Origin of the sequence: Fusicatenibacter faecihominis, from assembly GCF_020686945.1 — a bacterium.
In the GTDB taxonomy this organism is placed as follows: domain Bacteria; phylum Bacillota; class Clostridia; order Lachnospirales; family Lachnospiraceae; genus Limivivens; species Limivivens faecihominis.
Genome location: NZ_JAJEPR010000005.1, coordinates 1 through 13372 on the forward strand (window position 1 = coordinate 1; position 13372 = coordinate 13372).

General features: G+C 49.4%; 11 protein-coding genes. 2 read left to right on the forward strand and 9 right to left on the reverse strand.

Translation table 11 applies throughout. The features are described from left to right. Positions 1–288: 288 nt before the first annotated feature. Entirely contained in the window at positions 289–1062 is a 774-nt protein-coding gene (locus LKD71_RS04075) for an alpha/beta fold hydrolase (RefSeq protein ID WP_227614459.1), read from the reverse strand. A gap of 344 nt (positions 1063–1406) precedes the next feature. On the opposite strand from LKD71_RS04075, the gene LKD71_RS04080 reads away from it, so the two are divergent. Beyond that, positions 1407–2999, forward strand: a complete 1593-nt coding sequence (locus LKD71_RS04080) for a response regulator (protein WP_227614460.1) — start codon at positions 1407–1409, stop codon at positions 2997–2999. Further along, positions 2984–4807, forward strand: a complete 1824-nt coding sequence (locus LKD71_RS04085; RefSeq protein ID WP_227614461.1) for a sensor histidine kinase — start codon at positions 2984–2986, stop codon at positions 4805–4807. The genes LKD71_RS04080 and LKD71_RS04085 overlap by 16 nt, the downstream gene beginning before the upstream one ends. Positions 4808–4809: 2 nt before the next feature. On the opposite strand, the gene LKD71_RS04090 is transcribed toward LKD71_RS04085, so the two are convergent. The 8 genes from LKD71_RS04090 to LKD71_RS04125 all read right to left on the reverse strand — a co-directional run bounded on the left by LKD71_RS04090 (position 4810) and on the right by LKD71_RS04125 (position 13241). After that, positions 4810–6690, reverse strand: coding sequence for a glycoside hydrolase family 127 protein (locus tag LKD71_RS04090; protein WP_227614462.1), 1881 nt, complete (start codon positions 6688–6690; stop codon positions 4810–4812). A 16-nt stretch (positions 6691–6706) separates the two neighbouring features. Then, positions 6707–7558 (reverse strand): carbohydrate ABC transporter permease, encoded by an 852-nt coding sequence (locus LKD71_RS04095; RefSeq protein WP_178045032.1) that lies wholly within the window; start codon positions 7556–7558, stop codon positions 6707–6709. Position 7559: 1 nt separating this feature from the next. After that, positions 7560–8468, reverse strand: a complete 909-nt coding sequence (locus LKD71_RS04100) for a carbohydrate ABC transporter permease (protein ID WP_178045031.1) — start codon at positions 8466–8468, stop codon at positions 7560–7562. 70 nt (positions 8469–8538) lie between these two features. Then, positions 8539–9894, reverse strand: coding sequence for an extracellular solute-binding protein (locus LKD71_RS04105; protein WP_227614463.1), 1356 nt, complete (start codon positions 9892–9894; stop codon positions 8539–8541). A gap of 262 nt (positions 9895–10156) precedes the next feature. Then, entirely contained in the window at positions 10157–10351 is a 195-nt protein-coding gene (locus LKD71_RS04110; protein WP_227614464.1) for a hypothetical protein, read from the reverse strand. Next, positions 10296–11834, reverse strand: a complete 1539-nt coding sequence (locus LKD71_RS04115) for a sensor histidine kinase (protein WP_227614466.1) — start codon at positions 11832–11834, stop codon at positions 10296–10298. Before LKD71_RS04115 ends, LKD71_RS04110 begins: the two co-directional genes overlap by 56 nt. After that, a complete protein-coding gene (locus LKD71_RS04120) occupies positions 11835–12515 on the reverse strand; it encodes a response regulator transcription factor (RefSeq protein WP_227614468.1) in 681 nt (226 codons plus the stop codon). Between the two features lie 48 nt (positions 12516–12563). Further along, on the reverse strand, positions 12564–13241 hold the full coding sequence (locus LKD71_RS04125; RefSeq protein ID WP_227614470.1) for a GTP pyrophosphokinase: 678 nt from the start codon (positions 13239–13241) through the stop codon (positions 12564–12566). Positions 13242–13372: the final 131 nt, after the last annotated feature.

The following is a 13372-nucleotide window of genomic DNA, read 5'->3' on the forward strand; positions in this document are numbered from 1 at the left end:
TACTTTGGTTTTGTTCTTTAAGAACTATATTCTTTTGAACTTTCAAGGATATGTCACTGTTCAGTTATCAAGGTTCTCTGTGATTTCATTTGCTCTCTTGCGACAGCTTTTATACTCTATCACAGTTTCTTTTGTTTGTCAACCACTTTTTTATCTTTTTTTGAAAGATTCAAAAGTTGTAATTGTTTGAATTGTTTGAACAGCTCAATCAATTTCATCGGCGACAGTGAGTATAATACACCACTGCCGCCGGATTGTCAACTACTTTTTTCAAGTTTTTTCCACTTTCTATTTACAACACTCAACAACCTCTTCTGCCCACCTTACCGGTTGACAGCAGAAGAGCTCTTCGTGCTGAAGATCAAACTCCCGGATATCCGGATTCTTGAAATACAGGTGATAACGCTCCCTGTACTTCTCTCCCATCTTCAGGGCATAGAAGACATGGATCGTTGTGCCCGGCACCGCAATGCCGTGATCCACCTTTGTCACCAGATCAGAATAAAACTGATTGCAGATGGTTTTCTTTGTGATCCAGGGACAGCCGCCCTTTCCGATCCCGAACATGCCGCAGAATTTTTCCATCAGTTCTTTTTTCCCCGGATCGGCATTTTTATCCATCCGCTTCTTCATCCAGCCCGACAGTTCTCCTTTTTTCACCATGGGATAAAGGATGGGAATCATGATCGCGCTCTCCAGTTTCGCCAGAAGAGGACCGGCCTCATCCATATCGCTGCTGCCGATGATGCCGTGCTCGATGGTGATTTTCTTCCGTTGAATCAGAAGGGCCACAAAACTTCCACCCAGAGAGCAGCCATAGGCGGCCTTGATCTTCCCGCCGTAATTTTTCCGGACCTCCGCCTCGATCTTTTCGCACTCCTCCAGCATGGACGAAAACTCGGTCTTTTCCTTCGGATCAAAGCCATCGTAGGAGACGACTACCGTATAGAAAGACTTATGAAGCTCCTCCAGCACATGATCGAAACTCGTCCAGAGACAGCAGGTCCCTGGGAAAAGAAAGATCACCGGCTTTCCTTTTTCCCCGCTTCCGTAAAAACGCATGTTATCCCTCTTTTCATGAATTAGTACTTGCTAACTATTTTTACTATAAGCCCTTCCCATGGCAGAGTCAACGTTTTTATTTGTATTTATTCTTCTAATATTATATGATGATGCCAGGGTCAAAAGGTCAAAAAGCCGTTCATGCTTGCATGATAAGGCTTTTGAACTTGGGACCCGCCAAATATGAAAAAGTAGCGATTTACGCAGTAAATCAGCGGATTTCGAATGTTTGGAGGATTACGGAAGCTGCGTAGCAGCGTAGCAATCCGGGTATCAAATGAGTGTCAAAAGACCTTTTGACACTCATATCATTATATACTTATTTGTATATGGAGGTATGAGTTATGGCAATCAACAGTATTGTACTCGCTGATGACGAATCCATTCAGCGCGACACTTTATCGACGATCATCCAGCGCTATGTTTCCGCCGATATTCGTCTCTGTTCTAACGGCCGGGACGCTCTCTCACTGATCGAAGAAGAGCTTCCGGATCTTCTGATCACCGATATCCGAATGCCGGTGATGGACGGCATGGAACTCATCAAAGAGGTTTCCTCCCGCTATCCTTCCTTAAAGACCGTTCTCATCAGCGCCTATTCCGAATTTTCCTACGCGAAGACCGCCATCACCTGCGGCGTCTCCGAGTATCTCCTGAAACCTTTTCGACCGGAGGAGATCCGAAAGCTCCTGGAAAAGCTGGACGCGGAGATCAGCGCCGCCCAGGCTCAGTCTCTCTGGGACAGGCTCCAGAAAAAAGCCGCCACCAATCAGCAGCTGATGGCCCTTTCCGCCAGTCTTTATGGTCTGCCCCTGCCAGCAGGCAAGGAAACTGATCTTTCCGCTCTCGTCCCGCCCAGAGGTCATCTCCTTCTCTTTCGCTGGAAGAGCCGGCAAAATCATGGCGTTGCCAAAAGCCCAGCCCCCGGAAATGTCCTGACGGACCGCCAACAGGAGCAGCTGCTGATCCAGCTGTGCCAGAATTTCCCCGAAGGCATTTTTCTCCCCTTAAGAAAAGGGCTGGACAGCTCGGAATGCCGCCTTCTGGTTCTGTTGCCGGAGAGCCATTCCGAGGAAGAACTTCTCAAAAGCTTAAGCAGTTTCCAGCGGAATTTCATCTACTGGACCGTCGTGGCTTCCTATTTTATAGAAGAAATGGCCTCTCTCAAGGAGATCTTCCAGCAGGCCAACCAGCTGCTCTCCTATTCCTTTTACTATCCTGAGAGCAGTCAGACCTTTTCCCTGGATCCGGAGATCCTGGCCGCCGTTCCTTCCATGCTGTCTCTCCACGCTTACGAGAAAACGCTTCGGGAGGCAGTACACGCTGGAAAGCTGGAGGCTGCCGAGCGCAGCTTAAAGGAGCTCTATTCCCTGCTTTCCCAGAAGCCCCGGCGTTTCCCCACAGACGTCCGGTACCGGATCTCTTCCATGACAGTCAACATTCTGCGTGAGCTGGACAGCATGATTCCCTCCCGGGAGTATGACGATCTTCTGAACCGGGCCTACTCACTTTTCAGCATCTGCGACTCCTTCCCGGAGCTTTTTCAGATTTCCTATGAGCTTTTAAAAAGCACCTCCGTCTATTTCGTTCAGGAGACCGGAACCACCGACGTGGTGGAGGATATCATCGCCTACATAAGGAAGCATTTTACAGAGGATCTGACTCTGCCCCAGCTCGCGGAAAACGTTCATTTTTCAGCCAATTATCTGTCGGCTCAGATCAAAAAGAAGACCGGTATGTCCTATATCAACTACGTCTCGCTTCTCCGTATGGAGTACGCGGAGCAGCTTCTCACCGGCACGAACCTCAAGGTCTCCGAGGTGGCGGCAAAATGCGGCTACCATGATAACAGCTATTTCAACCGGATTTTCTGCCGGAAATACGGGACTACCCCGGAGCAATACAGAAAGGCGCATAAAAAATGTTCCGAAAATTAACCGACCTTTTTTATTCCATGCGGTTCGGGCAGAGGCTCTGCATCATCCTGATCCTTTTTGCCCTGATCCCCATGCTGCTGATCCAGCAGATCCTCATGCATTTTTACGAAAAGCATATCGTGGACAGCGCCTCAAACAGCGCCTACTCCATCGTCAACGCCAACAATAACTCTCTGGATATGCTTCTCGACAACATTGAGACAGCCGCCCAACAAATGATTGACAGCCAGTTTTATTATGATACCTTTTCCGAACTGAACGATTTCTCCGTGGGAGACTGTCTTCGCTATGACCGGATTCTGACCCAAGAGCTCGCCAAGCAGTTTATCTACCAGGAAGCTGTCTATGACGTATATCTCTACACCTCCAAATGGCTTTTCGGAGTCAACACAGGACTGATGCCCATCACCATCGATTCCTTCCGGAAAGCCGGTTTTGAAGAGCTGGCCCGAAACGCCAGCGGCCTCTCCTGCTGGGTCACAGGCTACGATTATGGAGAACAGACCCAGAATGACTATCTGGTAAAAAAGAGCTCTTACGATTTCCGGTACCCTTTGACGATGCTGAAGGAAATGCAGTTTCAGTACACCTCACAAGGATATTACCAGCGGCTTTCCGAGGATACTGAAAAGCCGATTCTCGTGGTTCAGGTACTGGAGAAAAGTCTTCGGAACCTCTATAAAGACAGCGTCCCCTACGACGGAAGCCTCTATGTCATCGCCAACAGCGAGGGAAGCGTGGTCTCCTCCGACAACGACACCTTTCCTGTCGGCACGGTGCTTCCCGAGGATCTTTCTCCCTATCTCAGAACCTCCGGCTATGTGACCTATGATTTGAAGGGAGAAAAAAATCTGCTCTGCTACGATACGCTGGATGGGCGTGGGTTCTTCTCTTTCGCCCTTATTCCCATGAAAAATCTAACCCAGAATGCAGTCTGGAAAATGCGTCAGCTCCTCTGGATCTGTGCCCTGGTGCTAATCTTTCTCGCTGCTCTGGTGGCCTTTGTCCTTTCCCGGACCATCACCCGCCCTATCGCAGCCCTTACAAAGGCTGCCATCCGCGTCTCCAAGAGCGATTTTTCGGCCAACACACCAGTTCCCCGGGGACGTGATTTCAAGGTACTGACGGAAAGCTTTAACCATATGGAAAAAGAGATCAGCCGGCTGATCCATGAAAACTATGAGATCTCCCTCCGTGAAAAAGAGACGCAGCTCATGGCTCTTACGATGCAGATCAATCCGCATTTTCTTTACAACACCCTGAATACGATCAACATGCTGGCCATCCAGAATGACGACGACGAAACGGCGGAGCTCATTGTTTCCCTCTCGGAAATGCTCCAGTACACCTGCAAAGATTCCTCGGACCAGGCTCCCCTCTCGGCTGAGATCAGCTGGGTCTCCAATTACCTTTTCCTCATGTCCAAACGCTATAATGGCCTTTTCCGGACAGTTTTGGATATCGACGAGGACCTAATGGACTGCCGGATTCCAAAATTCATCCTGCAGCCTCTGGTGGAAAATTCCATCCTTCACGGTTTTTCGGATATGCAAAAAGAAGGAGTCCTCACTCTCGCAATTTCCAAGAGTGAAAACTCCCTCTGTATTGAAGTCAGAGATAACGGCATCGGCATGGACGAGGAACAGTTAAAAAAGTACATCCATGCCATCTGCGTGGACGGTCATGTGGGCATCTCCAACGTTCATCGCCGCCTCTCCCTGATCTACGGGGAAAATTATAAAATCCATGTGGTCTCCGCTCCGGGCGAAGGTACCTCCATCAAGATCTGGATCCCCGTCGAATACTAAATTTATTTCTCCAGGAACCAGACATCCATCTCTGTTACTCCTCTGTTTGCCCAAGCATAATAGGGGAGTAATTTTAACTGGAAGGAAACTTTTTTTCCTTTCCGGTCGGAATAAAGCGCTTTGGATGCTTCTCTGCGGGACGCCTGGACTTTGAGCACTGGCATCTCTCTTCCGGCTACCTCCGCTTTTTCCAGTTCAAAAGCGGCATCCCAGTCGATCCGCACATCCCGTAAAGGAGTATCATCATTATCGACACCTTCCGCGCAGTAAACCAACGGTCCTCTGGTGACAGCCACCCTTCCGCAGGTATCGACGATCTCGGGATTGCCCTCCCAGAGTTTTACTTTCATTTCGAGCTCCAGCTCGATGCGGTCTCCATCTTTCCAGTCTCTCTCAAGATATACAAAACCTTTTTCCGCTGCGGCGGGAACTTTTTCTCCGTTTACCAGAAGTTCTGCCTTATCGCACCAGCCCGGAATCCTTACGGCAAACGTGAAATTTCCCTCACTTTTCAGGGTCCAGCTGATCTTTCCGTCACAGGGATATTCTGTACGCTCCTGAAGGGTAATTGTCTTTCCATTCAGATGCAGCGTTGTATCCGCATCCATGTAGCACTGGGCAAAAATGGTGTTTCCCGCGGTGGAATAGAGATAATCGCCGATGGAACCGATCGTGCGAACCAGGTTCGGTGGGCAGCAGGAGCAGCCAAAGACTTTCACGCGCTCCAGAATGGGCAGATGCTCCTTAAGACCCTCAGGACGGCTGTCGTTAAACGCGTTTCTTCTGGGATCCACCGCCAGCGGGTTCTCATAGAAAAAGCTGTCTCCCGAGAGAGAAATGCCGCTCAGCACCGTATTGTAAAGAGCTCTCTCTGCGGTATCGGCATAGCGTCCGTCCGCCTCAATGAGCCAGAGTCTCCGGCAGAAAAGTGCCAGGGCAATGGAGGCACAGGTCTCGTTATAAGCCGTATATTCCGGGAAATCATAATCAAACGTAAAGGATTCGCCGCGGCAGGTGGACCCCACACCACCGGTGATGTACATACGCTTCTCGGTGATATTTTCAAAAAGAGTCCGGCAGATTTCCGTCAGTTTCTCTTCCTTTGTCTCCAGAGCCAGATCTGCCATGCCAGAATAGAGGTAGAGTGCTCTCACGCTGTGGCCCTCTGCCGTCACCTGTTCCCGTACCGGAAGGTGGGACTGCATATGCTCCTGATCGGTGAAGGAATAGGTCTCATCCCGGTCGCTGGTTCCTCTGGTATTGATAAAATATTCCGCCAGCTTGAAATAGCGCTCCTCGCCGGTGTAATGATACAGTTTCATAAGAGCCAGCTCGATCTCTTCGTGGCCCGGCGTGTCAAAGGCCGCGGAGTGTTCCACCCGGAATACCCGGTCAATGAGATCCGCATATTTCATGGCTACCCGGAGCATGTTGTCTTTTCCTGTGGCCTCCTTATAGGCGATGGCTCCCTCGATGAGGTGGCCGGCACAGTAAAGCTCATGGTCGGTTCTTCTGGTAAAGCGAGCCTTCGGCTCCACCACGGTAAAATAGGCATTGAGATAACCATTGGTATCTTGGGTTCGCTCCATACGACCCACGAGTTCGTCGATCTTTGCCTCAAGCTCAGGATCCCGTTCTTTTTTCAGGAAATAGGCAGCTCCCTCGATCCATTTTGTCACGTCAGACTCCCAGAAAATATGAGGCTGATTGGGCATGCCTTTTTTCCACTGCATTTTCAGTGCTTCAAAGCGCCCGGTCTCCTCAAACCGGTCATAAACCGCATTGACGGTCACTTTCCGGCAGAGATCCTGCTCTGTCTTCCAGAAACCTCCGATAATCGTGCTGTCCGCAAAGCTCACCGGTTTTCCACTCCATTTTTCCATTTTGTTCTCCTTTCGCTTACGCTTTCATACCTGTCAGTGAGATGCCTTCGATGAGGTGCTTCTGTCCCACGAGGAAAACGCCCACACAGGGAGCCACCACGATGGTGGAAGCAGCCATCAGAAGATTCCATTTTGTAGAATAATCGCCACGGAACTGCAAGAGTCCGACAGCCAGCGTAAATTTCGTCTTTGTGTTCAGGTAAATGATGGGGCCGAAGAAATCATTCCAGTTGCCGAGAAAGGTAAAAAGAGCCACCACCACCAGAGCTGATTTTGCCAGCGGCATAATAATCCGGAAGAAAATCTGCAGCGGACCGGCTCCGTCGATGCGGGCCGCCTCGTCAAGATCCTTTGGTATGCCTAAGAAAAACTGTCTCAGCAGGAAGATATTGAAGGCGCCGCCTCCGAAAAAGGAGGGCAGAATCAGGGGCCAGTAGGTATCAATCATGTGGAAATTTCTCCAGATCATGAACTGTGGGATCAGGGTAACGGAACCTGGAAGCATCATCGTGGAGAGCACCAGTGCAAAGCAGAAGCCCTGGCCTTTCCATTTGATTCTGGAAAAAGCATAAGCCGCCATGGAAGACGTCAGAAGCGTACCGATCAGGCAGCCCGCAACGATTGTGATCGTGTTAATCGCATATCTTCCGAAATCAGCAGCCTTGAGAGCGTCCGTGTAGTTGCTCCAGAGCATTTCCTTTGGCCAGAACACGAAGGGACGCATGCTGTAAATGTCCGTATTTTTCATAAAGGAAGAACGGACCATCCAGTAGAGCGGGATTACGCAGACCAGAGCCAGAAGAATAATCACCGCATAGACTGCCGCCTGTTTTATATAGTAGGAAGTTTTTCTTCTTCTCTTCTTCATCTTAATCATTTCCCCCTTCGTAGTAAACCCATTTTTTCGATGACTTAAATACAATAACCGTAAGAAGCATCACGACTACAAACAGAATCCAGGCCATGGCCGAAGCTTTTCCCATATCCATGTACTTGAAGGCCTGTCTCCAGAGATTATATACATAAAACAAAGATGCATTGTTCGGTCCGCCCTCGGTGATGATGTACGCCTGGGAGAAGACCTGCAATGCTCCGATGATGCCGTTTACCAGGTTGAAAAACAGGGTAGAGGATACCATCGGCAATGTGATATTCCAAAATTTATCCCAGCTGTTTCCGCCGTCGATCTCCAGAGCCTCATAGTAGACCTGCGGAATCTCCTGAAGGCCAGCCAGGAAAATAACCTGGGTAGAACCGGTCCCCCAGATTCCCATAAAGACGATGGACGGGAGAACGCTTCCTTTTCCCCAGAAGAACTGGCTCTTGGGCAGGTGCAGGAACTCAAGAATCGTGTTGAAAAGGCCGAAATCCGGGTTCATCAGAAGGAGCCACACAAAGCTCGTGGCAACTGCCGGAAGAATACAGGGCAGGTAAAACAACGACCGGAAGAAGGCTCTGCATTTGATATCCCTGTTTAAAAGAAGCGCAATCATAAATGCAAAAATCAGATTGGCAGGAACTGCCATAATCGAATACAAAACGGTGGCTTTTACGGAGATCCAGAAGGTCTTCTCGTGACCGCTCAGCAATTCTATATAGTTTTTCAGGCCTACCCAGGAGGGTTTGCCTATGATGTTGTAATCGCAAAGGCTGTAGTAGCCGCTCAGCAGCATCGGAAACAGGTTAAAGATCAGAAATCCCAGTACCGCCGGCAGAGCAAAGCCCCAGCCCACAAGATTCATTCTTGTTTTTGTCTTCATCGTTTTCATTTTGCTCATCCTTTCTCTCCCCTGTTGAAAAGAGAGCTGCCGTTTTTATCCGGCAGCTCTCTTCTTCACATTTCCATGATTATTTACCATAGAAGCCCTGAACCTGGGCATTTGCATCTGCCTCGATCGAACTGATTGCTTCGTCTGCGGTCTTCTCTCCGGACCAGAGGTCATCCAGTGCGGGGCTGATCACGTCGTTAATCTTGTTGAAGTTCTTGACGTAAGCAGTGATAGGAGTTCTTGCGGTTCCATCCATCATCGGAGTTACGATGCTGTCATAGTAGTTTGCCGGATGATTCTCGGTGATGATGGTCTTGATATAATCGTCGTTGTACTCTTTCATGTTGGTGGGCAGCCACAGGCCGGATTTGAACAGCGGCTCGCAGGCTCCAACCTCGGTCATGATGTATTTTACGAACTCGAAAGCGGCATCTGTTTTCTCACTGTTCATCAGAGTGATGGCTCCGTAGGTTGCAACTGTTGCCGGGGTCTCACCCATTCTCGGAAGAGCTGCTACGTTGTACTCTACGCCATCGGACATCAGACCTGCATTGGACCACTGTCCGTCAAAGCTCATAGCCACTTTATTGGTAGCCAGTGCCTCGGAAAGGCCAGGCATCGTCTCGCTTGCGGTCGGTGTGGGAGCTACATGATAAACGTAGATGAGATCTGCCAGTTTCTGGAGAACGTCTTTTCCTTCGTCAGTTGCATAACCGATAGAGGTTCCATCCTCAGTCAGGTAATCGCCGCCCTCACTGAAGAGGAAGGGCATATAGCCTGCCCACCATTTGGAGATGTTCACGCCGTAAACGTCGATGTTTTCCGGATCAAAGTCGGGATCCAGAGCATTCTTTCCATTCTTGTCAATGGTCAGCTGCTGTGCATTCTTTACGAAGGTATCCCAATCCCAGGCATCCGCATATTTTGCAGGAGGTTCTTCCACGCCATACTGCTCGAAGAGGGACGGATTATAGAACATGCAGATGTTCTCAGAACCAATACCATAACCAGCCATATAGTCTTCATTCAGCATGTATTTGAACTGATCGCCCACGCACTCGGTATCGAAGCTCTCGTCCTTGTCGATGTACTCCTGCAGGTTTGCCACGATTCCCTGCTCTGCCAGCGGGAAAAGAAGGGTATCACTGTTCATCATGCAGACTTCCGGAATATCGTTTCCAGCGATCATAGCGGTGATCTTCGTGTCATACTCATCCGGGACGTTCATAACGGTCACATGGATATCCGGATGGCTCTCGTTGAATTTCTCCGCAATCTCTTCGTACACAGCCAGGGTATCTCCGCCGTCCCACTCGGTAAAGCGGATCTCGGTCACGTCACCGTCTGCCTTTGCCACAAGGTTTCCACCGTTTATGCACACCAGTGAAAATACAGAAGCTCCTGCCAGTACACAGCTAATTACTTTTCTTTTCATAACTTTTTTCTCCTTTCTGAAATAAGCTCTGTGTTTTTGATGAGCTTATTATATCAGCGGGTTTTTCCGTTTTCCATTGGACGATTATGCAATCATTGGACAAATCAAAGATCCCGCTGCAAGCAACGGGATCTTTGACTCTCGCGGCAGTCGCCAAATATCCATGCAAGCATGGCTGCTTGGCTCGTTGCTCACGGAAATCAACGCTCATAAAAAAAGAACCTCACTGATTTTCACCAATAAGGTTCTCCTATAGGATCATTTATTCTTCTTCCAGTGTCCCTTCCCGGGCTTCTTTCATGAGAAGGCAGGTTTGGAAGTGGACACAGCGCCTGAAATTGCAATCCGCAAAGGTCAGGACCAGGCCCTCGGGCCGCTCTTCGTATTCACAGCAGACCGTGTTAGCTCTGTTCTGCGCCCGGCAGTAACCGCTGATCATCTTTTCCTGAATTTCCACACTTTTCGCCTCCATCCAGCTCAAACCAGAACTCCACGCCGTTGTCGTAGTTCTTCACGCCGCATTTCTGATGGAAGGAATCCATGATGGCCTTCACGATCGAAAGACCGATGCCGCTTCCGCCGTACTCACGGGTTCTGGCTTTGTCTACTTTATAAAACTTGATCCAGATCTTGTCAAGATCCTCCTCCGGAATCGGTTTTCCGGTGTTGAATACCGTTGTGCGGATCACGTTGCCCGGCTCATGGATCAGTTTAACATCGATGACCTTCTCTCCTTCGAGATGGTTCAAGGCGTTGCTGATATAGTTGGTCACGACCTCTTCCACCTTGAACTCATCCGCCCAGACATAGGCGGGCTCCTCCTCATTGAAGAGGAGCTTCGCCTCTTTCTGCTGGGCCAGGATGGAGGCCGACTGGATCACGCCCTTGACGAGACTCACCAGGTCAAAACGCTCCATCGTGACGACGTCGTTTCCAAACTCCAGCTGGTTCAGGGTCAGGAGTTTCTTCACCATCTGGTTCATTTTCGAAGACTCATCCATGATAACCTCGCAGTAAAACTCCCGGCTCTCGGGATCGTCGTTGATGCATTCCTTGAGGCCCTCCGCATAGCCCTGAATCAGCGCGATGGGAGTTTTCAGCTCATGGGAAACGTTGGAGAGGAACTCTTTTCGCATCTCATCGATCTGTTCTTTTTTCTCAATGTCACTCTGTAATTCATTGTTTGCCGTCTTGAGCTCCGAGATCGTCTCCTGAAGTTTATCGGACATCCGGTTAAAATGATCTCCCAGCTGGGCAATCTCATCATTTCCGCCGCGGGTGTATTTGGCCTCAAAATCCAGATCCGCCATGCGCTTGGAAAGATCCGTCAGCTCCTGGATCGGCTTGGTGATCTGTTTGGAAAGCCAGACCGCCAGGATAATACCAAAGACCACACCTGCAATCGCAAAATAGGTAAAAAATTCATTGGAGATCTTCACGCTGTCCCAGATACTGTCCAGAGCCAGACGCATGATGAAGTTGTAGTTGTTGTCCAGGCCGCCCCAGATCTCCAGATATTCCTGCTCGTTGAAGGGATCCCGGATCTTCTGCACGGTATAATTATCCGTCTTGATCAGTACATCTTTATCGTAGGAGCTCACCCCGTAATGGTAGGCAAAAAGCCGGCCTGCCAGCAGGGATTTATCCTGATCGGAGCTCACGCACCAGAGCTCGGGATTCATCTCCTCGTCGCTGATGACCAGGCGGATGTTATAGCGGTTGCAGAGAAGTTCCAGATTGCTCTGGAAATCGTCCTCCTGGTAGGAATTTGGCAGATCATAGGAATTGATGAGCGTATATACCTTAATGAGGGACCGCTCTTTCTGCACCATATAATACTTTTCCAGGAAAACATTATTCATCAGGAAACTGGTTCCCAGGACAAAGAGCAGCAGAGCCACGATGGCCACAGCGATCCTGTTTCTTATGGAGTGTTTCATTTATGCTTCCACCTCAAATTTGTATCCCATGCCCCAGATTGTCCGAATATAGTCGCCTGCTTTTCCAAGCTTGCTGCGGAGCTTTTTCACATGGGTATCAATGGTCCGGGCATCGCCAAAGTAATCATAGTTCCACACATTGTTCAGAATCTTTTCTCTGGAAAGAGCCAGGCCCTGGTTTTCCATAAAATAAGAAAGAAGCTCAAATTCCTTGAAGCTCAGTTCTACTTCCCGACCGTCCACTTTCACCTGATGGGCCGCCTTGTCAAGGGAGAGGATGCCTGCGGTGATCACGCTGTCAGAAGAGATCGCGTTGGTTCTCCGAAGGATTGCTTCCACCCGGGCCACCAGAATCTTGGGGCTGAAGGGTTTGGAAATATACTCGTCTACGCCCAGCTCAAAGCCCAGAAGCTCGTCCTGCTCGTCGCCTCTGGCCGTCAGCATAATGATAGGCACTTTGGAATGCTTCCGGATCTCCCGGCAGACCTGCCAGCCATCCATTTTCGGCATCATCACATCCAGAATGATGAGAGCGATATCTTTTTCCTCAAAAAAAAGATCCACAGCCTGCTCTCCGTCTCCGGCCTCGATCACGTCAAAATCCTGACGGACCAGGAAGTCACGGACCAGTTTTCTCATTCTGCTTTCGTCATCGACTACCATTACCTTTAATTTTTCCATAAAGCTCCACCTCTATATTTTAAATTTAAGAGTTACTTTAACACAGTTTTATGTAAGTTCTGTGAAAATACCGATCTTTTCGCGGATTTCCTGCATTCGCTGGTCCGTATGGGAGATCACCTCCGCGCATTCCTTCAATTCCGCACCGATCTCCTCGCTGTGGGGTACGTCTTTTTTGTAGCTGAGCTGATGCTCGAGGCTTGCCCAGAAGTCCATGGCGATGGTCCGGATCTGCACCTCCACCCGCATCATCTGACGGCCTTTTGAGAAAAAGACAGGCACCTCCACAATCAGGTGAAGGCTTCGATAGCCGTTAGGCTTTGGATTTTTGATATAGTCCTTGACCTGGAGCAGGCGGATATCGTCCTGGCTGGAGAGCCACCGGGCCACATCGTAAATGTCGTCCAGAAAATAGCAGATCACGCGGATGCCTGCCACATCGTTGAGATTCTCAACCATGGACTCGATGCTTACCTCCAGCCCTCTCCTCTGCAGTTTATTGACAATGCTTAAAGGCTTCTTCACCCGGGTCTTGATAAATTCGATGGGATTGCGGTTATAGCGTACGGAGAGTTCGTCGTTCAGTACCTCAAGCTTGGTCTGCACCTCTCTCAACGCGCAGCCGTACATCATCATGATTTCCTCAAATTTCGCACCCTGCTGGTAAAGCTTCTCGGCTTCCTCCGGCAGAAGGCGTTCCTGTATAAAAGTTTTGACTCGTTCCATTGTTTCCTCCAAAGTGCCGGGCAAATTTTCCCCGACGATACCTTCATTCTACCAGTTTGAGGAAAAATTGACAAGAGCGTTTGTTATCCGGAAAAACGCAAAAAAGCAGCAGATCTATGAAAAGTCTGCTG

What these genes read in the sequence shown, in the direction of transcription:
- LKD71_RS04090 (WP_227614462.1), bottom strand. Translation starts at nt 6,690, where the DNA reads ATGGAAAAATGGAGTGGAAAACCGGTGAGCTTTGCGGACAGCACGATT.
- LKD71_RS04115 (WP_227614466.1), bottom strand. Translation starts at nt 11,834, where the DNA reads ATGAAACACTCCATAAGAAACAGGATCGCTGTGGCCATCGTGGCTCTG.
- LKD71_RS04080 (WP_227614460.1), top strand. Translation starts at nt 1,407, where the DNA reads ATGGCAATCAACAGTATTGTACTCGCTGATGACGAATCCATTCAGCGC.
- LKD71_RS04085 (WP_227614461.1), top strand. Translation starts at nt 2,984, where the DNA reads ATGTTCCGAAAATTAACCGACCTTTTTTATTCCATGCGGTTCGGGCAG.
- LKD71_RS04125 (WP_227614470.1), bottom strand. Translation starts at nt 13,241, where the DNA reads ATGGAACGAGTCAAAACTTTTATACAGGAACGCCTTCTGCCGGAGGAA.
- LKD71_RS04075 (WP_227614459.1), bottom strand. Translation starts at nt 1,062, where the DNA reads ATGCGTTTTTACGGAAGCGGGGAAAAAGGAAAGCCGGTGATCTTTCTT.
- LKD71_RS04120 (WP_227614468.1), bottom strand. Translation starts at nt 12,515, where the DNA reads ATGGAAAAATTAAAGGTAATGGTAGTCGATGACGAAAGCAGAATGAGA.
- LKD71_RS04095 (WP_178045032.1), bottom strand. Translation starts at nt 7,558, where the DNA reads ATGAAGAAGAGAAGAAGAAAAACTTCCTACTATATAAAACAGGCGGCA.
- LKD71_RS04100 (WP_178045031.1), bottom strand. Translation starts at nt 8,468, where the DNA reads ATGAGCAAAATGAAAACGATGAAGACAAAAACAAGAATGAATCTTGTG.
- LKD71_RS04105 (WP_227614463.1), bottom strand. Translation starts at nt 9,894, where the DNA reads ATGAAAAGAAAAGTAATTAGCTGTGTACTGGCAGGAGCTTCTGTATTT.